Raw genomic sequence first — 20,308 nt, 5'->3', positions numbered from 1 at the left:
GAACGCCCGGATCCGGCCGTCCCCGACCGCCTCCCGCCCCTCCCCGCCGCAATTCGTTCGCCAGTCGTTTCGGCGAGGTGAGATCCTGGACCGCGTATGTCCAGTCAGCCTGCCTCCGCCGCGGCCCAGGGCGCCACGCCCGAGGGCACTTCGCCCACCCTGTCCGCCCTGGGAGCGCAGCTCCCCGAGCTGATGCTGCGCGACCAGCAGCGGCTCGGCCGCCGGCTCGACGGCGCGCGCCGGATCCGCAAGCCGGAAGCCCGTGCCGCCGTGCTGGCCGAGATCGCCGAGGGCATCGGCGAAGCACAGCTGCGCGTCGAGCAGCGCCGGGCCGCCGTTCCGGAGATCACGTATCCCGAGCAGCTGCCGGTCAGCCAGAAGAAGGACGACATCCGTGAGGCGATACGTGACCACCAGGTCGTGATCGTCGCGGGTGAGACCGGGTCGGGAAAGACCACGCAGATCCCCAAGATCTGTCTGGAGCTGGGGCGCGGGGTGAAGGGCCTGATCGGCCACACCCAGCCGCGCCGGATCGCGGCTCGTACGGTCGCGGAGCGGGTCGCCGAGGAGCTGAAGAGCCCGCTGGGCGAGGCGGTCGGCTGGAAGGTCCGCTTCACGGATCAGGTCGGCGGGGACACCCTCGTCAAGCTGATGACGGACGGCATTCTGCTCGCCGAGATCCAGACGGACCGCGAGCTGCGCCAGTACGACACGATCATCATTGATGAAGCGCACGAGCGCAGTCTCAACATCGACTTTCTGCTCGGTTACCTGGCGCAGCTGCTGCCGAAGCGGCCGGACCTGAAGGTCGTCATCACATCGGCGACGATCGATCCCGAGCGGTTCTCGCGGCACTTCGGGGACGCACCGATCGTCGAGGTCAGCGGGCGTACGTATCCGGTGGAGGTGCGGTACCGCCCGCTGCTGGAGGAGGGCGGCGACGACGCCGACCGCGACCAGGTCACCGCGATCTGCGAGGCGGCGGACGAGCTGCAGGCCGAGGGGCCCGGCGACATCCTGGTCTTCCTCTCCGGCGAGCGGGAGATCCGGGACACGGCGGACGCGCTGACCAAACGCCTGAACCGGGGCGGCGCGATCGCGCAGAACACCGAGGTACTGCCGCTGTACGCACGCCTGTCGCACGCCGAGCAGCACCGCGTCTTCCAGCGCCACTCGGGCCGGCGGATCGTGCTGGCGACGAACGTCGCGGAGACCTCGCTGACGGTCCCCGGCATCCGGTACGTCATCGACACCGGCATGGCACGCATCTCTCGGTACAGCTACCGCACGAAGGTGCAGCGGCTGCCGATCGAGCCGATCTCGCAGGCCAGCGCCAATCAGCGCAAGGGCCGCTGCGGCCGGCTCAGCGACGGCATCTGCATCCGGCTGTATTCGGAGGAGGACTTCGAGTCCCGGCCGGAGTTCACGGACGCGGAGATCCTGCGGACGAATCTCGCGTCCGTGATTCTGCAGATGACGGCGGCGGGGCTCGGAGACATTGAGAAGTTCCCGTTCATCGATCCGCCGGACCGGCGCAACATCAAGGACGGCGTGCAGCTCCTGGAGGAGCTCGGCGCGATCGATCCGAAGCAGAAGGACCCCAAGAAGCGGCTCACCCAGATGGGCCGGAAGCTCTCCCAGCTGCCGGTGGACCCGCGGCTCGCGCGGATGGTCCTGGAGGCCGACCGCAACGGCTGCGTACGCGAAGTCATGGTCATCGCCGCGGGGCTGTCCATCCAGGACCCGCGCGAGCGGCCCGCCGACAAGCAGCAGCAGGCCGACCAGCAGCACGCCCGCTTCAAGGACGAGACCAGCGACTTCCTGGCGTATCTGAATCTCTGGCGGTATGTCAGGGAGCAGCAAAAAGCGCTCTCTTCGTCGGCGTTCCGCCGGATGTGCCGCAATGAGTTCCTGAACTATCTGCGGATACGCGAGTGGCAGGACATCTATACGCAGCTGCGTACGGTCGCCAAGACGATGGGCATCCATCTGGCCGAGCAGGACGCGGCCCCGGATCACATCCACACGTCCCTGCTTGCCGGTTTGCTCTCGCATATCGGGCTCAAGGACACGGACGCCAAGAACGAGTATCTGGGCGCCCGCAGCGCCAAGTTCGCGGTCTTCCCCGGCTCGGCGCTCTTCAAGAAGCCGCCGCGCTGGATCATGTCGGCGGAGCTGGTCGAAACGTCCCGCCTGTGGGCGCGGGTGAACGCGAAGATCGAGCCGGAGTGGGTCGAGCCGCTCGCCCAGCACCTGGTGAAGCGGACGTACAGCGAGCCGCACTGGGAACAGAAGATGGCCGCGGTGATGGCGTACGAGCGGGTCACGCTCTACGGCGTACCGATCGTCGCCCAGCGCAAGGTCAACTACGGCCGGATCGATCCGGAGACCTCGCGGGACCTCTTCATCCGTAACGCGCTCGTCGAGGGCGACTGGCGGACCCACCACCAGTTCTTCCACGACAACCGCAAGCTGCTCGGCGAGGTCGAGGAGCTGGAGCACCGGGCCCGGCGCCGCGACATCCTCGTGGACGACGAGACGCTCTTCGACTTCTACGACCAGCGGATTCCCGAACACGTCGTATCCGGGGCGCACTTCGACTCCTGGTGGAAGAAGAAGCGCCAGGACGAGCCCGAACTGCTCAACTTCGAGCAGTCGATGCTCATCAACGAGAGCGCCGAGGCCGTCACCAAGGACGACTACCCGGACTCCTGGCGGCAGGGAAAGCTGAAGTTCAGGGTCACGTACCAGTTCGAGCCGGGCGCCGACGCGGACGGCGTGACCGTCCACATCCCGCTCCAGGTGCTCAACCAGGTCTCCGCCGAGGGCTTCGACTGGCAGATCCCGGGCCTGCGCGAGCAGGTGGTCACCGAGCTGATCCGGTCGCTGCCGAAGCCGATCCGGCGCAACTACGTGCCGGCACCGAACTTCGCGGCCCGCTTCCTGGACTCCACCGTGCCCCTGCAGGGCGCGCTGACCGCCTCGCTGGCGGCCGGGCTGCAGCGGATGGTGGGCGTACCGGTCGACGCGGCTGATTTTGACTGGTCCAAGGTGCCGGACCATTTGAAGATCACCTTCCGCGTGGTCGACGAGCGGCGGCGGAAGCTCGCCGAGGCCAAGGACCTCGAAGCGCTGCGGCTGAAGCTCAAGCCCAAGACCCGGGCGGCGATCTCCAAGGCGTTCGAGCAGGCCGCGCAGAAGCAGGGCGGGCAGCCCGGCAAGGGCGGCGCGGACGCGGGCCCGGCCGGGCCGGAGCAGCGCACGGGCCTGACCTCCTGGACGATCGGCACGCTGCCGCACACCTTCGAGACGCGGCGCGCGGGCCAGCCCCTGAAGGCGTATCCGGCGCTGGTGGACGAGGGCACCTCGGTGGCCGTACGGCTCTTCGACACCGAAGCCGAGCAGAAGAGCGCGATGTGGGCGGGCACCCGCCGCCTCATCCTGCTCAACATCCAGTCGAACCCGGCCAAGTTCGCGCAGAGCAAGCTCACCAACCAGCAGAAGCTCGCACTCTCCAGTAATCCGCATGGCTCGATTCAGTCGCTCTTCGACGACTGCGTGACCGCCGCGGCGGACCGGCTGATCGCCGCGCACGGCGGCCCGGCCTGGGACGAGGAGGGCTTCAAGAAGCTCTTCGACGCGGTGCGGGCCGACCTGGTCGACGCCACGATGAAGACGGTGCAGCAGGTCCGCGAGGTACTGGCGGCCTGGCAGGCGTGCGAGCGGCGGCTGAAGGACACCACCTCGCCGGTGCTGCTGGCCTCGGTCGCGGACGTCCGGGAGCAACTGTCGCGGCTCATCAAGCCGGGCTTCGTCACCGAGCACGGCGCGAAGCGGCTGCCGGACCTGATGCGGTACCTGGTCGCCGCCGACCGCCGGCTGCAGCAGATGCCCACCAACGCCGAGCGGGACCGCTCCCGGATGGCGAAGGTGAAGGAGATGCAGGACGAATTCGCCTGGCTGCTGGAGCAGTTCCCGGCGGGCCGGCCGGTGCCGCAGCAGGCGCGGGAGATCCGCTGGATGATCGAGGAGCTGCGGGTGAGCTACTTCGCGCACGCGCTGGGCACCGCGTATCCGATCTCCGACAAGCGGATCGTGAAGGCGGTGGATGCGGCCGCTCCGTAGGGGCTTTTCGGTGTGCGCTGGGTCACCGCCGGGCGCCGACCAGGGCCTTCCCCGGCAGCGAGTTCGACTCACCCCCTGACCTGCTGTAGAGTCTTGCTTCGCAGCCACCGCGCAAGCGGAGGAAGCAGCAAGGTCCTGTGGAGCAGTTTGGAGTGCTCGCCACCCTGTCAAGGTGGAGGCCGCGGGTTCAAATCCCGTCAGGACCGCAGCAGAAAGGGCCCGCATCCGATCAGGATGCGGGCCCTTTCGTCGTACTCGGCTCACGCTCGGCCGTTACTCGGCACGTACTCAGCCCGCACTCGGCGGCCGGTTCCGGTCCCGCCCCGACTCCTTGACTGCTCCACCCGCCGCCGGTACTCACGAAGCACGGTCGGGGTGCGGAGGTGCGGGCGATGGCGGCAACGGGGAGACACGAGACCGGCGCACTGCTCCGTGCGCATCTGTCCGCCGCCGCGGGCTTCCGGCACGCGACCCGGCTCTGCCCGGTATGCCGACGGCTCCTGTGGCTGGCGCTCGAGCGCACCCCGGAAGGCCCGGCGACCAAGATCGTCTCTGTGGGGGCGTCAGCGGCCGCGACGCGCCCCGGCCACTCTTCGGCGCCCGGAGAGGCCTCCGCGGCCCGCACGCGGCGCGTGACGGCTTCCTCGCGGCCGCCGGCGCCGCGGCCGGCCCCCCGCGTCGTCATTTCCGCGCCCGCGATCTTGAGCGAGGACGAAAGTCCGCTCCTGAGGTGACCAATGACGCCTCCCTCATCGCCCGTGCGGTGAGAGGCTGTTGAGGAGCGGGATGACCGCTGTGCACTACCGCAGCGGCCGCCAATGGGACAACCACTGACGCCTGTGACGGGTGTCACCGCACGAGTTTTGGGATCAGTGGAACTTACGCCCTGCCTACAGGCAGTCAATTTAATATGTGCAATTGCACCGCCCATCCGGTGCCCCCTCGGCCGTACCGCTGGATACAAGGCCGCAGTACCGGAACCCCGTGGGCGGTGACCAAGAGCGACGCCCCGGCCTGCACACACAGCGTCAGCGACACGCCCGGCCGGCGGGGGCGGACGAGCGACCCAAGGGCGCATCAGCGCACAAAAAAGATCGCGCTGGACCCGGCGGAGTCCAGCGCGATCGATGACGACCCATGTTGCGCAGGTGCGGCGCCTGTTGGGGCAGGCGCCTCGTCATATGGAGCTTTGTGGTGCTCTATGGGCATGCCACGGGTTGGGGGACCCGGAAATGCCCGGTCATGCGTGTTTTTCAGGCCTCGCTGCGCTGCTGGGGGATGCCCGCCAGCAGTGCGCGGACCTCAGCCTCGCGGTAGCGCCGATGTCCACCGAGAGTCCGGATGGACGTGAGCTTGCCTGCCTTGGCCCAACGGGTCACCGTCTTGGGGTCGACACGAAACATCGTGGCAACCTCGGCAGGGGTCAGCAGCGGCTCGGCGTCAGGGGTGCGAGCGGTCATGAGCGGCCTCCTCGGGAGAACCGAACCATCACGGTTCTTTCCTCTAAATTCTGCACCTTGACCCGCGTTGCCCGAAATGGCGGACGCGGGCCGAGTCGGTTATAGGACGAACGGCTTGTCCTCGGCACTACAACTACACCATCTGTCCAGCCGCGTCGGCCAAACCGATGGAATTGCCCTCTCAGGTGTTCAACCTCGGCGGAAGCCGATGGACCGTGCCATAGCGGACAGTCACGCCCCTGTGACGATCAGTCACAACGTGACCAGGCGTCACCAGTCCCACCAAGGAGTGCAATACCGATCTATCCGCCCTTAGTTGGACGGAAGGGGCCCCAGTCAGGCTCCTTGTCCTATTTTGGCACGAGGGTGGTAGTTGGTGGCAAGGCCCGAAGTCAGTGCTTTAGGTCACTGTTGTGCGAAAAGACCGGATCGGGACCTACGTCCCCTACATCCGAACCATCGCACCGTGATCACACCGCACCGCTCAGAAAATCCTCAACCACCGCACAGGGATCGCCTGCAGCCCACCGCCCGTAGGCACGCGCCGGTACGCCCGCCGGGGGCGCACAACGGAGGCGCGCGCCATCACGACACGTGCCTCCGAAAATGATCACCCAAGCCCGCGGTCAGCTCGCGTACTGCCGCTCCCGGACCGCACGCCAGCGGTCCGACAGCTTCTCGTACGCCGCGCCGGCGCGCTCCCCGTCGCCCTCACGCAGCGCCGTGAGCCCTTCCGCCACCTCCGCGGCGGAACGGTCCTCGGCGAGCTGCCCCTCGGGGACGGCGTGCACCAGCCCCCCGTAGTCCAGCTCGACGAGGGCGCGCGGGTGGAATTCCTCCAGCCAGCGCCCCACATCTACCAGGCCGTCGATCAAGGGCCCCTCTTCGAGGGCGTCCCGCAGCGTGCGCAGGCCGCGCGCGACCCGGCGCCTGGCCTCCACCATCGGCGTGCGGTAACGCAGTACAAGCCCTTGGTCACTCTTCGTGTACTCACGCTCCGCGTCGTCGAAGAGCACGAACCAGCGCACCGGTACGTGCCAGGTCGCCGTGCGGATCCAGGGGCGCGCGTCAGGGTTCAATTCCAGCCACCGCTCATAGTCGGCGGCGGCCTGCCGGCGGACGACCGGAGGCAGGGCGGCGTCCAGTACCGGCGCCGGCAGCCGCTCGGGCAGCTCCTCCAGCGCCTGCCAGCCCCGCAGCCGCGTCCGCCAGGGGCACACGCACGTCACGCCGTCCACGACGGCGATGAACGCGTCGGCGCTCTCGTGCACGGGGACCGCGACGGGCGGGGTCGCCAGCAGATCGGCCAGCGAGCGCCGCAGCTCGTCCTGGGCGGTGGGCACCTCGTCCCGCTTGGCGTACCGCGCCCAGTGGGAGCGCTCCGGCTCGGGGAACGCTGCCAGCGGTTCGTAGACCCGTAGATACGCCGCGTACGGGACCATCACCGACGACGCCAAGGCCACGCCCGCTCCATTCTTCTGTCGGTCCTCCTCCGGAGGGCCGCAAAGGGAAGTCCGCCGCGGAGGAGTCTGCCAAGGGGGAGCCCACCGCCGGGAGTTGCCCCCGACGAGTGGCCCGGCATGCGCAAATCGTCCCATGCCCGTCCCCCACTAGGGGGTGATCCTCCGCACTGTGCCGATCAACGGGGGTCGAAGGTCATACGCTTCCCCCGACCGGCCCTCCCCCCGCTTCCCCTGCCACAAGCGGGGGGAACGACCCGAGGGCGTCCACCGCGACTATGGGAGTCACCACAGTGACCGACGTACGTCCCTCCTCCGAGCACTCCGTGCCGGGGGTTTCCGCAGCCCACACCCATGGCGGTGTGCTGCACACCCTGTTCCGGTCCGATCAGGGCGGCCATGAGCAGGTCGTCCTCTGCCAGGACCGCGCCAGCGGCCTCAAGGCCGTGATCGCGATCCACAGCACCGCGCTCGGCCCGGCCCTGGGCGGCACCCGCTTCCACGCGTACGCCTCCGAGGAGGAGGCCGTGCTGGACGCGCTGAACCTCTCCCGCGGGATGTCGTACAAGAACGCACTCGCGGGCCTGGAGCACGGCGGCGGCAAGGCCGTGATCATCGGCGATCCCGATGTGGTCAAGACCGAAGAGCTGCTGCTCGCCTACGGCCGCTGCGTGGCCTCCCTCGGTGGCCGTTACGTCACGGCCTGCGACGTCGGCACGTACGTCGCGGACATGGACGTCGTCGCCCGGACGAACCGCTGGACCACCGGCCGCTCGCCCGAGAACGGCGGCGCCGGCGACTCCTCCGTCCTCACCGCGTACGGCGTCTTCCAGGGCATGCGCGCCGCCGCGCAGCACCAGTGGGGCGACCCCAGCCTGCGCGGCAGGAAGGTGGGCATCGCGGGCGTCGGCAAGGTCGGCCGCCATCTCGTCGAGCACCTGCTCGATGACGGTGCAGACGTGGTCATCACGGACGTACGGGCCGAATCGGTGGAGCGAATTCTGGCCACCCACCCGCAGGTCCGCGCGGCCGTCGACACCGAGGCGCTCATCCGTACCGAGGGCCTGGACGTGTACGCGCCGTGCGCGCTGGGCGGCGCGCTCAACGACGACTCCGTACCGGTTCTGACCGCGAAGGTGGTCTGCGGCGCGGCCAACAACCAGCTCGCGCACCCGGGCGTGGAGAAGGATCTCGCCGACCGCGGAATCCTTTATGCGCCCGACTATGTGGTCAATGCGGGCGGTGTCATCCAGGTGGCGGACGAGCTGCACGGATTTGATTTCGACCGGTGCAAGGCCAAGGCCGCGAAGATCTTCGATACGACGCTTTCAATATTCGCGAATGCGAAGGCAGATGGCATTCCGCCGGCCGCGGCAGCGGACCGGCTGGCCGAGCACCGGATGGCGGAGGCACGCTCCGCGTAACCGCCGCCACCCTCCGCGGCCGCCGTCGGTGACCGTGGGGTTCCTACAGTGACACGCTCGGTGGGCGGTGAAGGAGACATCCCTCACCACCCACCGGCGGGTCGCCGGACGTGACACGTTAAAATCGCAGCTGACCAGCGGGGACGGGGCGTCCCGCGAGTCATGCAAGGCGGCCGGTGGTGCGGGCGACGTACCGTATGGCCGCGGAAGCAGGTACCGTTAAAGCCCTACGGGCCGGACTCTCCGTCGAGAGTCCGCTCTGAATCATGAACGCGTGTCAAGACTCTGGGGCCGTCGAGCCCCGTCGTTGAGGGGGTCGAGCCATGGGGCGCGGCCGGGCCAAGGCCAAGCAGACGAAGGTCGCCCGCCAGCTGAAGTACAACAGCGGTGGGACTGATCTCTCACGCCTGGCCGAAGAGCTGGGTGCATCGCCGCAACAGCCGGCACAGCAGCCGCCGAACGGTGAGCCGTTCGAGGATGACGAGGACGACGACCCGTACGCACGGTACGCCGACCTGTACAACAACGATGACGATGAGGAGGACGAGGGCGACTCGTCCGACCAGCGTCGTCGCGCCTGACGCCGCCGCGCGCTCAAGGCAACAGCAGCATCACGGACCCGGTCCGGGGCATCGCCCGGACCGGGTTCTGTGCTGCCCTGCTGCCGTGCGGGGCCTGCGTCAGCCGGCGTAGTCACCGGTCAGGGCCACGGCCTCGGCCTGGTCGCCACGCTCGACGATCTCGCCGCTGACCCAGGCGGTAACGCCCCGGTCCGCGAGCGTGCTGAGCGCCACGTCCACCGACTCCTGGGGGACGACGGCCATCATGCCGACGCCCATGTTCAGGGTCTTCTCCAGCTCCAGGCGCTCCACCGAGCCGGCCCGGCCGACCAGGTCGAAGATCGCGCCGGGGGTCCACGTGGAGCGGTCCACGGTGGCGTGCAGCCCGTCCGGGATCACCCGCGCGAGGTTGGCCGCGAGGCCGCCGCCGGTGATGTGCGAGAAGGCGTGCACGTCGGTGGTGCGGGTGAGCGCCAGGCAGTCCAGCGAGTAGATCTTGGTGGGCTCCAGCAGCTCCTCGCCGAGGGTGCGCCCGAACTCGGCGACCTCCCGGTCCAGGGCCATTCCCGCGCGGTCGAAGAGCACGTGGCGAACGAGCGAGTACCCGTTCGAGTGAAGACCGGAGGACTCCATGGCGATCACCACGTCACCCTTACGGATGCGATCCGCGCCCAGGACCCGGTCGGCCTCGACCACGCCCGTACCGGCGCCGGCGACGTCGAAGTCGTCCTCGCCGAGCAGGCCCGGGTGCTCGGCGGTCTCGCCGCCGACCAGCGCGCAGCCGGCCAGCACACAGCCCTCGGCGATGCCCTTCACGATCGACGCCACCCGCTCGGGGTAGACCTTGCCGACGCAGATGTAGTCGGTCATGAACAGCGGCTCGGCGCCGCAGACGACCAGGTCGTCCACGACCATGCCGACCAGGTCGTGGCCGATCGTGTCGTACACGCCCATCTTGCGGGCGATGTCGACCTTGGTGCCCACGCCGTCGGTCGCGGAGGCGAGCAGCGGGCGCTCGTACCGCTTGAGCGCGGAGGCGTCGAAGAGGCCGGCGAAGCCGCCGAGCCCGCCCACGACCTCGGGGCGGGTGGCCTTCTTCACCCACTTCTTCATGAGGTCGACGGCGCGGTCGCCCGCTTCGATGTCGACGCCCGCGCTCGCGTAGCTGGCACCGGCAGGAGATTCAGCAGACATGGCTGAGAGCTTTCGTGTCGTCTTGCAGGGGTTCTACGGGCGACGCAGCGCGTCGGCGCCGCCGACCCCGGCGGTGAGCGTCTGCACACCGTCCACGTCGGACGACGTCCGGCCCTCGGTCTCCGACTCCAGCAGGTGCTTGCCCAGCAGCCCCGGGTCGGGCAGCTCCATCGGGTACTCACCGTCGAAGCAGGCGCGGCACAGGTTCGGCTTGGCGATCGTGGTCGCCTCGACCATGGCGTCGATGGAGATGTACGCGAGCGAGTCGGCGCCCAGGGACTTGCCGATCTCCTCGACCGACAGACCGTTGGCGATCAGCTCGGCGCGGGTGGCGAAGTCGATGCCGAAGAAGCAGGGCCACTTGATCGGCGGGGAGGAGATCCGGATGTGGACCTCGGCCGCGCCGGCCTCGCGGAGCATCCGGACGAGCGCGCGCTGGGTGTTGCCGCGGACGATCGAGTCGTCGACGACCACCAGGCGCTTGCCCCGGATGACCTCCTTGAGCGGGTTCAGCTTCAGCCGGATGCCCAGCTGGCGGATGGTCTGCGAGGGCTGGATGAAGGTCCGGCCGACGTAGGAGTTCTTGACCAGGCCTGAACCGAACGGGATACCGCTGGCCTCGGCGTAGCCGACCGCGGCCGGCGTGCCGGACTCGGGCGTCGCTATGACCAGGTCGGCGTCGGCGGGCGCCTCGGCGGCCAGCTTGCGGCCCATCTCCACGCGGGAGAGGTACACGTTCCGGCCCGCGATGTCGGTGTCGGGACGGGCGAGGTAGACGTACTCGAAGACGCAGCCCTTGGGGCGGGCCTCGGCGAAGCGGGTGGCGCGCAGGCCGTCCTCGTCGATGGCGACCATCTCACCGGGCTCGATCTCCCGGATGAAGCTGGCGCCGCAGATGTCCAGCGCCGCGGTCTCGGAGGCGACCACCCAGCCGCGCTCCAGGCGGCCGAGGACCAGCGGGCGGATGCCCTGCGGGTCACGGGCTGCGTACAGGGTGTGCTCGTCCATGAAGCACAGCGAGAAGGCGCCCTTGACCTTCGGGAGGACGCGCGGCGCGGCCTCCTCGACGGTCAGCGGCTTGCCGTCCTCGTCGACCTGTCCGGCCAGCAGCGCCGTCACCAGGTCGGTGTCGTTGGTGGCCGCGACCTGCGTCGCCCGGCCGCCCTCACGGGGCAGGTCGGCGACCATTTCGGCCAGCTCGGCGGTGTTCACCAGATTGCCGTTGTGGCCCAGCGCGATCGAGCCGTGCGCGGTGGCACGGAAGGTCGGCTGCGCGTTCTCCCACACGGACGCACCGGTGGTGGAGTAGCGGGCATGGCCCACGGCGATGTGGCCCTGGAGAGAGCCCAGGGAGGTCTCGTCGAAGACCTGGGAAACGAGCCCCATGTCCTTGAAGACCAGGATCTGTGAGCCGTTGCTCACTGCGATGCCCGCAGACTCCTGCCCGCGGTGCTGCAGCGCGTACAGCCCGAAATAAGTGAGTTTGGCGACCTCTTCTCCCGGGGCCCAGACACCAAAGACGCCGCAGGCGTCCTGGGGACCCTTCTCACCAGGGAGCAGGTCGTGGTTGAGTCGTCCGTCACCACGCACATCAATGAGTCTAGGGCAGGTACGGGATTCATCCGAACCGGGGATGGCCGTGAACCCGGGCGATGTGCTTGACGTGAACACACGGTCGACACCCGGTTCCGGGCCGAATGGACCCCGCGGCCCTGGTACAGAGCGCGTCGCGGCAGTGAGCGGAACGAGGATCCTTATCCGTGCCTCACATCGGGTGAGAAGCGTCACTACTTCGCCATTGCCTGACCGGCCGGACGAAGAATCCCCATTTAAAGGCTTTTCGGAGTCGCGCCCCGCGGCTCACCCGTCACATCTTTCCCGACAGTTTCCCACCAGCAAATAGGGCCCTCAGGAGAGCACCGGAAGGTACTCCGCCAGATCGGCCCGCTCGCCGCTCGCGCTGACCGCCGCGTCCGCCACTGCGGCGGCCCAGGACGTACGGCCCGTCGCCAGCCGCAGCCAGGTCAGCGGGTCGGTCTCCACGACGTTCGGCGGGGTGCCGCGGGTGTGCCGAGGCCCCGCCACGCACTGCACGACGGCGAAGGGCGGCACGCGTACCTCCACGGAGCCGCCCGGCGCCTTCTCGGCCAGCGCGTCGGCGAGCAGCCGGGTCGCGGCGGCCAGCGCCTGCCGGTCGAAGGGGATCTCCGTACCGGTCGCCGCGGCCAGGTCGTCGGTGTGCACGACCAGCTCGACACAGCGGGTCACCAGGACCTCGTCCAGCCGCATCGCCCCGGTCCTGAGCGGCAGCAGCCGGTCGTCGGCAGCCTCGGACACCAGCGTGGTGTACCGCTCCGCGGCCCGGTCCAGCAGCGCCACCGGGTCCTGCTCGGCCGCCGTGTCCCGCACGTACTCGTCGATCTTGTCGGCGTGCGGCGCTGTCGCGAACGGCCACTCGGCGAGCGTCATCTCCTGCCGCGCCGGCGCGGGCCGCTCCAAGTTGGCCGCGACGTGCTCCAGCGCCATGGAGAGGTGCACGACGAGCTCCCGTACGGTCCACTCCCCCAGCCGCGTCGGCCGCGCGAACTCCTCGGGACCGAAGGCCCGTACGGCCTCTCGTACATGGGCGAACTGCGCGGTCACCGCGGCCCGGGTCTTGGCGGGGTCGTACTTGCGAGGACGCTTCTTGGCCGGTGGCATGAGCGCGAGCCTAACGGCAACGGGCGGTGCCCCCACCGGATTCATCCAGTGCGGACACCGCCCGTGAAGCGGTGAACGATCAGCCGAAGATGCCCGGGATCGTCTCCTCGTGCGCCGTGCGCAGCTCGCTCAGCGGAATGCTGAACTGGCCCTGTACGTCGAGGACATCGCCATCGACGACGCCGATGCGGGTCACCGGGAGGCCGCGCGCACCGCACATGTCGGTGAAGCGGAGCTCCTCGCTGCGCGGTACGGAGACGACCGCGCGGCCCGCGGACTCGGAGAACAGCGTGACGAAGGGGTCCTGGCCGTCGGGGATGACGACCCGGGCGCCCTTGCCGCCCTTGAGGCAGGACTCCACCAGCGCCTGGACCAGTCCGCCGTCGGACAGGTCGTGCGCCGCGTCGATCATGCCGTCGCGGGACGCCGAGATCAGGATCTCGGCGAGCAGCCGCTCGCGCTCCAGGTCCACCTGCGGCGGCAGGCCGCCCAGGTGGTCGTGGATCACCTGCGCCCAGGCCGAGCCGCTCAGCTCGTCGCGGGTGTCGCCGAGCAGGTAGAGGAGCTGGCCCTCTTCCGCGAAGGCGATCGGCGTACGGCGGGCCACGTCGTCGATCACGCCGAGGACGGCGACGACCGGCGTCGGGTGGATGGCGGCCTCGCCCGTCTGGTTGTAGAGCGAGACATTGCCGCCGGTGACCGGCGTACCCAGCTGCTGGCAGCCGTCCGCCAGACCGCGGATGGCCTCGGCGAACTGCCACATGACGGCCGGGTCCTCGGGCGAACCGAAGTTCAGGCAGTCCGAGACGGCGAGCGGCTTGGCACCGGTCGCGGCCACGTTCCGGTACGACTCCGCGAGCGCGAGCTGCGCACCGTGGTACGGGTCCAGCTTCGCGAAGCGGCCGTTGCCGTCGGTGGCGAGCGCCACGCCCAGCCCGGTCTCGGGGTCGATGCGGATCATCCCGGAGTCCTCCGGGCTGGCCAGCACCGTGTTGCCCTGCACGAAGTGGTCGTACTGGGAGGTGATCCAGGACTTGGACGCCTGGTTCGGCGAGCCGACCACCTTCAGGACCTGCTCGCGCAGCTCGTCGCCGCCCGCCGGACGCGCCAGCTTCGCGGCGTCGTCGGCCTGCAGGGTGTCCTGCCACTCGGGACGGGCGTACGGACGCTCGTACACCGGGCCCTCGTGGGCCACCGTGCGCGGGTCGACGTCGACGATCTTCTCGCCGTGCCAGAAGATCTCCAGCCGGTCGCCGTCGGTGACCTCACCGATGACGGTGGCGGTGACGTCCCACTTCTCGCAGATCTCCAGGAAGCGGTCGACCTTCTCCGGCTCGACGACCGCGCACATGCGCTCCTGCGACTCGCTCATGAGGATTTCCTCGGGCGAGAGCGTGGAGTCGCGCAGCGGTACGTCGTCGAGCTCGACGCGCATACCGCCGGAGCCGTTCGAGGCCAGCTCGGAGGTGGCGCAGGAGATGCCGGCGGCACCGAGGTCCTGGATACCGACGACGAGCTTCTCGGCGAAGGCCTCCAGGGTGCACTCGATGAGGAGCTTCTCCTGGAAGGGGTCGCCGACCTGGACGGCGGGGCGCTTCGAAGGCTTCGAGTCGTCGAAGGTCTCGGAGGCCAGGATGGAGGCGCCGCCGATGCCGTCGCCGCCGGTCCGGGCGCCGTACATGATGACCTTGTTGCCCGCGCCGGATGCCTTGGCGAGGTGGATGTCCTCGTGCCGCATGACGCCGATGGCACCGGCGTTGACCAGCGGGTTGCCCTGGTAGCAGGCGTCGAAGACGACCTCGCCGCCGATGTTGGGCAGACCCAGGCAGTTGCCGTAGCCGCCGATGCCCGCGACGACGCCCGGGAGGACGCGCTTGGTGTCGGGGTGGTCGGCGGCGCCCATGCGCAGCGGGTCCACGACGGCGACCGGGCGGGCGCCCATCGCGATGATGTCGCGGACGATGCCGCCGATGCCGGTCGCGGCGCCCTGGTACGGCTCGACGTACGAGGGGTGGTTGTGCGACTCGACCTTGAAGGTGACCGCGTAACCGTTGCCGACGTCCACGACGCCCGCGTTCTCGCCGATGCCGACGAGCAGCGCGTCGGTCTCCGGGGCCTTCTCGCCGAACTGCCGGAGGTGGACCTTGCTGCTCTTGTACGAGCAGTGCTCGGACCACATGACCGAGTACATCGCGAGCTCGGCGCCGGTGGGACGGCGGCCGAGGATCTCGCGGACCCGCTCGTACTCCTCCTGCTTCAGGCCCAGTTCGGCCCAGGGCTGGTCGACGTCGGGCGTCCCGGCGGCGTGCTTGACCGTGTCCAGCGTCATGCGTTGACCAACTTCTTCAGGATCGAGGTGAAGAATCCGAGCCCGTCGGTACGGCCCGTACCGATCAGCGGCTCGACGGCGTGCTCGGGGTGCGGCATGAGGCCGACGACATTGCCGGCCGCATTGGTGATGCCGGCGATGTCCCGCAGCGAGCCATTGGGGTTGACGTCCAGGTACCGGAAGGCGACGCGGCCCTCGGCCTCCAGCTCGTCGAGGGTGCGCTCATCGGCGACGTAGCGGCCGTCGATGTTCTTCAGCGGGATGTTGATCTCCTGGCCGACGGTGTAGTCACCCGTCCACGCGGTGTCCGCGTTCTCCACCCGCAGCTTCTGATCGCGGCAGATGAAGTGGAGATGGTTGTTGCGCAGCATCGCACCGGGCAGGAGGTGCGTCTCCGTGAGGACCTGGAAGCCGTTGCAGATGCCGAGGACCGGCATGCCCGCCTTGGCCTGCTCGATCACGGTGTCCATGACCGGCGAGAAGCGGGAGATGGCACCGGCGCGCAGGTAGTCGCCGTAGGAGAAGCCGCCGGGCAGCACCACGGCGTCGACCTGCTTGAGGTCCTTGTCCTTGTGCCACAGCGGCACGGCCTCGGCACCGGCGAGCCGGACCGCGCGCTGGGTGTCGCGGTCGTCCAGCGTGCCGGGGAAGGTGATGACTCCGACGCGAGCCGTCATGATCCGGCCCCGGCGGGCTCGTCGACCCGTACGACGAAGTCTTCGATGACGGTGTTGGCGAGGAAGGTCTCGGCCATCTCGCGGATGCGGGCGAGGGCGGCGTCGTCGACCGGGCCCTCCACCTCAAGTTCGAAACGCTTGCCCTGACGTACGTCGGAGATGCCCTCGAAGCCCAGACGCGGCAGTGCACGCTGCACCGCCTGTCCCTGCGGGTCGAGGATCTCGGGCTTGAGCATGACGTCGACTACGACGCGTGCCACTGGCACTCCCGGTTGTGTGGTGCGGCTGGGTTTATCCGGGGACACCCCGGACCCCGACTCGGTTCCTTCACAGTACCTTGCCGAAAAATCTACGCGCATAGATCTGTACTCGGCCGATCACGTTCAGGTATCGGCGGTTGTGAACACCCGGGAAAAATCCTCGAAAAGATCGGCAGTCCTGATTGCGCGATGACACGCTGAGGAAATTAACTGGGCTTCACAATGCATTGCTCATCGCTGTACAAATGAAAAAGCATTGATCCCAGACATCCGGATCTGTGGCATCTCCCCATGTCAGCACGGAGATGCCGCGCGAAAGGACCGATATCCGTGGCGCAGCGCGTAGTAGTCACGCTCTCCGATGACATCGACGGCGGAGAAGCCGCAGAGACGGTCGCCTTCGGATTGGACGGGAAGACGTACGAGATCGACGTCAATCCCGCCAATGCGAAGAAACTGCGCGAGGTGCTCGCTCCGTACGTCGAGGCCGGCCGCAAGCGCGCGAAGTCCGGCAAGACCTACCGGCACACCTCCGTGGCGGCCGACCCCGCCGCCGTGCGGGCCTGGGCCCGCTCGCACCAGATGGACGTGCCCCCGCGGGGCCGCATCCCGAAGAAGGTCTACGAGGCGTTCGAGGCCGCCAACAGCTGAGCCGGCTGCCGGCCGGCGGCTCCCCCGGAAGCCCCTGCCGGCAGCGGACTTGCGCTGCACCCCCCTTGATCAGCTAAAGTCTGGAGCACGCCGAGGGGCGAGGCCGAAAGGCCGGGCCCCGAGGAGTCACGCGGGTGTAGCTCAGTAGTAGAGCGCCCCCTTTCCAAGGGGGAGGCGCAGTGTGCGATCCCTGTCACCCGCTCTGACAGTCTCGACCAGTCCTCCGGATCAGGTAGAGTAGCTGTCGCGCCGCTCGGTGAAAGCCGGACGGATGCATGCGGACGTAGCTCAGTTGGTAGAGCGCAACCTTGCCAAGGTTGAGGTCGCGAGTTCGAGCCTCGTCGTCCGCTCAGGAAAGAAGACCCCGGTCACGCGACCGGGGTCTTCTGCTTTTCCACCGGCGCGATCATCGGGACGAGGAGAACGCGATCTTCGCGGTTCCGGGAAATTGATCTGTGTCCGTGACCACATTCCCTCCGCGCCGCTCGCCGGACGGCACAAGCACCCCGTTCGGTTGGCTATAGTGGTTCTCGCACCGCGCGCTTCGGCGCCGGGCAGGCGGACGTAGCTCAGTTGGTAGAGCGCAACCTTGCCAAGGTTGAGGTCGCGAGTTCGAGCCTCGTCGTCCGCTCCGTAAGAGAAAGGCCCCGGTCATCACGACCGGGGCCTTTCTCGTGCGTACTGCGGGTGCTCAGGACCAGGTGTGGCCGGTGAGCCGCTCGTACGCCTCGATGTACTTCGCGCGGGTCTGCTCGACGATCTCCGCCGGCAGCGGGGGCGGCGGCTGCTCGCTCGTGCGGTCCCAGCCGGAGGCCGGCGAGGTCAGCCAGTCCCGGACGAACTGCTTGTCGAAGGACGGCTGGGCGCGGCCCGGCTGCCACTGATCGGCCGGCCAGAAGCGCGAGGAGTCCGGCGTCAGCACCTCGTCGGCGAGGGTCAGCGTCCGCGTGCCGTCCTCGTCCGTCGCGTAACCGAACTCGAACTTGGTGTCCGCCAGGATGATGCCGCGCTCGCGGGCGATGTCCCGGGCCCGGCTGTACACCGCGAGGGTCGCCTGGCGCAGCTGTGCCGCGGTCTCCGCGCCGGCCTGGCGGGCGACCTCTTCGTACGAGACGTTCTCGTCGTGCTCGCCGACCTCGGCCTTGGTGGCCGGGGTGAAGATCGGCGCGGGCAGCTCGGAGCCGTCCTCCAGGCCCTCGGGGAGCGCGAGACCGCAGACCGTACGGGTCTCCTCGTACTCCTTCAGGCCCGAGCCGGTGAGGTAGCCGCGGGCCACGCACTCGACCGGGACCATCTGGAGGGACTTGCAGACCAGGGTGCGGCCCGCCCAGTCGGCGGGGGCGCCGGCCGGGACCTCGGTGGAGAGCACGTGGTTGGGCGCCAGGTCGGCGAGCTGGTCGAACCACCACAACGAGAGCTGGGTGAGGACCCGTCCCTTGTCGGGGATCTCGGTGGGCAGCACCCAGTCGTACGCGGAAGTGCGGTCGCTGGCGACCATGATCAGGTCGCCGTCGGTGTTCTCGTAGAGGTCGCGCACCTTGCCGGTGTGGAGATGGACCAGGCCCGGCACCTCCACGGGTTCGGGCTTTTCAACGAATCCGGACACGCTGCCTCCGCGTAGGTTGATCCAGGAGTCCTTCCGATTCTCGCGCATGCGGGCGCCCGGCAGCGCTTCAGGGTGGGCCGATGCGGCGCACGGCAGGCGCCGCACGCCCTCCGCCGCCTTCAGCCGCCGTCTTCAGCGGTGGGCGCCGGGGGCGCGCGGCGCACGCCCGGATCTCAGTCGCGTTTGCAGATGCGGTCGAGAAGATTGGCGGTGGCGCGCTGGATTCTCTCGTCGATGTGGCCGGGCCGGTCCAGCGCGGGCGACCACGCGAAGGTGCCGGAGGCGAAGACCAGGGCGCCGCTGGGGGCCCGGTACAGGGACGTCTCCTGGTGCCGCCGGGCGCCGTCCCCGTCGCGGTACGGGGAGTGCGCCAGCAGCACCCGGCTCATGTGCTCGGGCAGGTTCGTGCGCGGGAAGTACCGGTCGGCCTCCCCGGCGACCAGCCCCGGCAGCTCGTCCCCTTCGTGCGCGCCGGTGGCCTCCCAGAGCCAGTGCTCGCCGTTGCGGACGACCAGCGGCGCGGGCTCGGGCACCCGGCCCGCGTACTGGATGCCCATCAGCTGCTGCTCGGGGTGGCCCAGCTCGCGCCAGAGCGCCGGGCGCCCGGGTCCCTGGCGCTTGCGGCAGGTCAGCAGGGAGTCCGGGCCCGAGGGTGACGGGGACAGCTCGACCTGCCAGTACATGGTGTTGGCGGAGAGGAAGACGAGGGACGTGCCGGTGTCGCGGGCCCGCTCGGCGGTCCGGCGCATGGGGACCGACCAGTACTCGTCGTGCCCGGGGAAGACCAGGCCGCGGTAGCGCGTCGGGTCGACGCGGCCCGCGTGCAGGTCACGCGCGTCGGCGTAGGCGAGGTCGTAGCCGTACCGTTCCGCCCAGCGGATGAAGTCGTACGCGTGGCCGACGTGCAGCGGCAGGCCCGCGCCCGCGAACGGGCGGTCGAAGGAGACCGTGACGGCCGCGTCCGACTCGCCCAGCAGCGCGCCCTCCTCGTCCCACGCGTGGTACAGGCTGGCGCCCGTCCGGCCGTCCTCGGGGTAGAGGTTGTAGGCCTGCCAGGTGACGTCCGGGAGCAGCAGGAGCAGGTCGGCGGGGCGGTCGTCGCGGACGGTGAAGGGGAGGTGGCTGCGGTAGCCGTCCTGGGTGGTCAGCACGGCGACGTACGCGCCGACGTTCCAGTACGCGGGGATCTGCAGCCGCCAGGAGAGCCACCAGTGGTGGCAGGAGACCGTGCGGTCGGCGGTGAGCGGGGGCGGCTGGACGATGCCGGAGAGCCGGGGGCTGGTGGTGATCTTGGCGGCGCCGGCCGCCGCGTAATGGCCGATGCGGTAGACGTCGATGCTGAACGGCTGCGGCGGGTCGACGGTGATCCGGAAGTCGATGGCCTCGCCGGGGGCCACCGCGCCGGTCGCGGCGAAGCCCTTGATCTGGCGGTGCACGTCGTCGGCGGTGCGTGGGCCCGTGCAGGAGCGGGGCAGCGGGACGGTCGCCTCTCCTTGGGCGACGACCGGATCGACGTACCAGGGGACCACCCGGCCGGAGTCGAAGTAGTTCTCGCTGCCGCGCAGCCAAGGAAGCGGACCCTGGCCGAACGGGTCCGTCACGGCATGCGCGAGCGCCCCGGACTCCCAGCGCCGGATCTGCTGTGTGCCCACGCTCCCACTCCCCTCCCTCGCCCCACCGGTCGGTACGCCGCCGGGTTCCTCATCCGCGAGTTCGTTCGTACGAGAAGCGGCGAGTACCCCCAGCACATCACATTACGCACTTGGACCGTCACCCTTCGTCGTGAATTTACGGGCGGAAACGGCCGAAAGGTGAACCGGGGCAGAACAGTCGGCCGGGGTTATCGGACAGATTGGGCGCCC

Annotated in this window: 15 protein-coding genes and 4 tRNA genes; 9 read left to right on the top strand and 10 right to left on the bottom strand. The window is 69.3% G+C overall.

Annotation, left to right across the window (positions count from 1 at the left end):
• The first annotated feature begins 96 nt into the window (after nt 1-96).
• From hrpA to AB0I82_RS25185, 3 genes are all read left to right on the top strand, one after another.
• Nucleotides 97-4,125: an ATP-dependent RNA helicase HrpA gene (hrpA, locus tag AB0I82_RS25195; RefSeq protein ID WP_363259603.1), complete on the top strand. Its 4,029-nt coding sequence runs from the start codon at nt 97-99 to the stop codon at nt 4,123-4,125.
• A gap of 131 nt (nt 4,126-4,256) precedes the next feature.
• Nucleotides 4,257-4,331: transfer RNA gene (locus AB0I82_RS25190), tRNA-Asp, on the top strand.
• Nucleotides 4,332-4,517: 186 nt separating this feature from the next.
• Entirely contained in the window at nt 4,518-4,859 is a 342-nt protein-coding gene (locus tag AB0I82_RS25185) for a DUF6274 family protein (protein WP_363259601.1), read from the top strand.
• Between the two features lie 519 nt (nt 4,860-5,378).
• Here the strand turns inward: AB0I82_RS25185 and bldC are convergent.
• Entirely contained in the window at nt 5,379-5,585 is a 207-nt protein-coding gene (gene bldC, locus AB0I82_RS25180) for a developmental transcriptional regulator BldC (RefSeq protein WP_003949541.1), read from the bottom strand.
• A 626-nt stretch (nt 5,586-6,211) separates the two neighbouring features.
• Nucleotides 6,212-7,048 (bottom strand): hypothetical protein, encoded by an 837-nt coding sequence (locus tag AB0I82_RS25175; RefSeq protein WP_363259599.1) that lies wholly within the window; start codon nt 7,046-7,048, stop codon nt 6,212-6,214.
• A gap of 275 nt (nt 7,049-7,323) precedes the next feature.
• Between AB0I82_RS25175 and AB0I82_RS25170 the strand changes: the two genes are divergently transcribed.
• Both AB0I82_RS25170 and AB0I82_RS25165 read left to right on the top strand, forming a co-directional pair.
• Nucleotides 7,324-8,469, top strand: a complete 1,146-nt coding sequence (locus AB0I82_RS25170) for a Glu/Leu/Phe/Val dehydrogenase dimerization domain-containing protein (protein ID WP_363259598.1) — start codon at nt 7,324-7,326, stop codon at nt 8,467-8,469.
• Nucleotides 8,470-8,792: 323 nt separating this feature from the next.
• The gene (locus AB0I82_RS25165) at nt 8,793-9,050 is read left to right on the top strand and encodes a DUF3073 domain-containing protein (RefSeq protein ID WP_031050486.1); all 258 of its coding nucleotides are present in this window, start codon (nt 8,793-8,795) and stop codon (nt 9,048-9,050) included.
• A gap of 99 nt (nt 9,051-9,149) precedes the next feature.
• Here AB0I82_RS25165 and purM read toward each other — a convergent pair whose 3' ends face one another.
• The 6 genes from purM to purS all read right to left on the bottom strand — a co-directional run bounded on the left by purM (nt 9,150) and on the right by purS (nt 16,189).
• The gene (purM, locus tag AB0I82_RS25160) at nt 9,150-10,223 is read right to left on the bottom strand and encodes a phosphoribosylformylglycinamidine cyclo-ligase (protein WP_363259597.1); all 1,074 of its coding nucleotides are present in this window, start codon (nt 10,221-10,223) and stop codon (nt 9,150-9,152) included.
• Between the two features lie 33 nt (nt 10,224-10,256).
• Nucleotides 10,257-11,813 (bottom strand): amidophosphoribosyltransferase, encoded by a 1,557-nt coding sequence (gene purF / locus AB0I82_RS25155; RefSeq protein ID WP_363259596.1) that lies wholly within the window; start codon nt 11,811-11,813, stop codon nt 10,257-10,259.
• 318 nt (nt 11,814-12,131) lie between these two features.
• Nucleotides 12,132-12,923, bottom strand: coding sequence for a sterol carrier family protein (locus AB0I82_RS25150; RefSeq protein ID WP_363259595.1), 792 nt, complete (start codon nt 12,921-12,923; stop codon nt 12,132-12,134).
• 79 nt (nt 12,924-13,002) lie between these two features.
• Entirely contained in the window at nt 13,003-15,252 is a 2,250-nt protein-coding gene (gene purL / locus AB0I82_RS25145; RefSeq protein WP_363259594.1) for a phosphoribosylformylglycinamidine synthase subunit PurL, read from the bottom strand.
• Entirely contained in the window at nt 15,249-15,929 is a 681-nt protein-coding gene (purQ, locus tag AB0I82_RS25140) for a phosphoribosylformylglycinamidine synthase subunit PurQ (RefSeq protein WP_363259593.1), read from the bottom strand. Before purQ ends, purL begins: the two co-directional genes overlap by 4 nt.
• A complete protein-coding gene (gene purS / locus AB0I82_RS25135; protein ID WP_030623503.1) occupies nt 15,926-16,189 on the bottom strand; it encodes a phosphoribosylformylglycinamidine synthase subunit PurS in 264 nt (87 codons plus the stop codon). Before purS ends, purQ begins: the two co-directional genes overlap by 4 nt.
• A gap of 330 nt (nt 16,190-16,519) precedes the next feature.
• On the opposite strand from purS, the gene AB0I82_RS25130 reads away from it, so the two are divergent.
• The 4 genes from AB0I82_RS25130 to AB0I82_RS25115 all read left to right on the top strand — a co-directional run bounded on the left by AB0I82_RS25130 (nt 16,520) and on the right by AB0I82_RS25115 (nt 17,471).
• Entirely contained in the window at nt 16,520-16,840 is a 321-nt protein-coding gene (locus tag AB0I82_RS25130; RefSeq protein WP_363259592.1) for an Lsr2 family protein, read from the top strand.
• A 130-nt stretch (nt 16,841-16,970) separates the two neighbouring features.
• A tRNA-Gly gene (locus AB0I82_RS25125) sits at nt 16,971-17,042 on the top strand.
• Nucleotides 17,043-17,117: 75 nt separating this feature from the next.
• Nucleotides 17,118-17,190, top strand: a tRNA-Gly gene (locus AB0I82_RS25120).
• A gap of 208 nt (nt 17,191-17,398) precedes the next feature.
• Nucleotides 17,399-17,471, top strand: a tRNA-Gly gene (locus tag AB0I82_RS25115).
• Nucleotides 17,472-17,531: 60 nt separating this feature from the next.
• Here the strand turns inward: AB0I82_RS25115 and AB0I82_RS25110 are convergent.
• Nucleotides 17,532-18,446, bottom strand: coding sequence for a phosphoribosylaminoimidazolesuccinocarboxamide synthase (locus tag AB0I82_RS25110; RefSeq protein ID WP_363259591.1), 915 nt, complete (start codon nt 18,444-18,446; stop codon nt 17,532-17,534).
• A gap of 173 nt (nt 18,447-18,619) precedes the next feature.
• On the bottom strand, nt 18,620-20,098 hold the full coding sequence (locus tag AB0I82_RS25105) for a N,N-dimethylformamidase beta subunit family domain-containing protein (protein ID WP_363259590.1): 1,479 nt from the start codon (nt 20,096-20,098) through the stop codon (nt 18,620-18,622).
• Between the last annotated feature and the right edge of the window lie 210 nt (nt 20,099-20,308).

Source organism: Streptomyces sp. NPDC050315 (assembly GCF_040655775.1).
GTDB lineage: Bacteria > Actinomycetota > Actinomycetes > Streptomycetales > Streptomycetaceae > Streptomyces.
The sequence above is the reverse complement of the archived record's forward strand: the minus strand, read 5'-3'. Positions and strand labels throughout refer to the sequence as shown.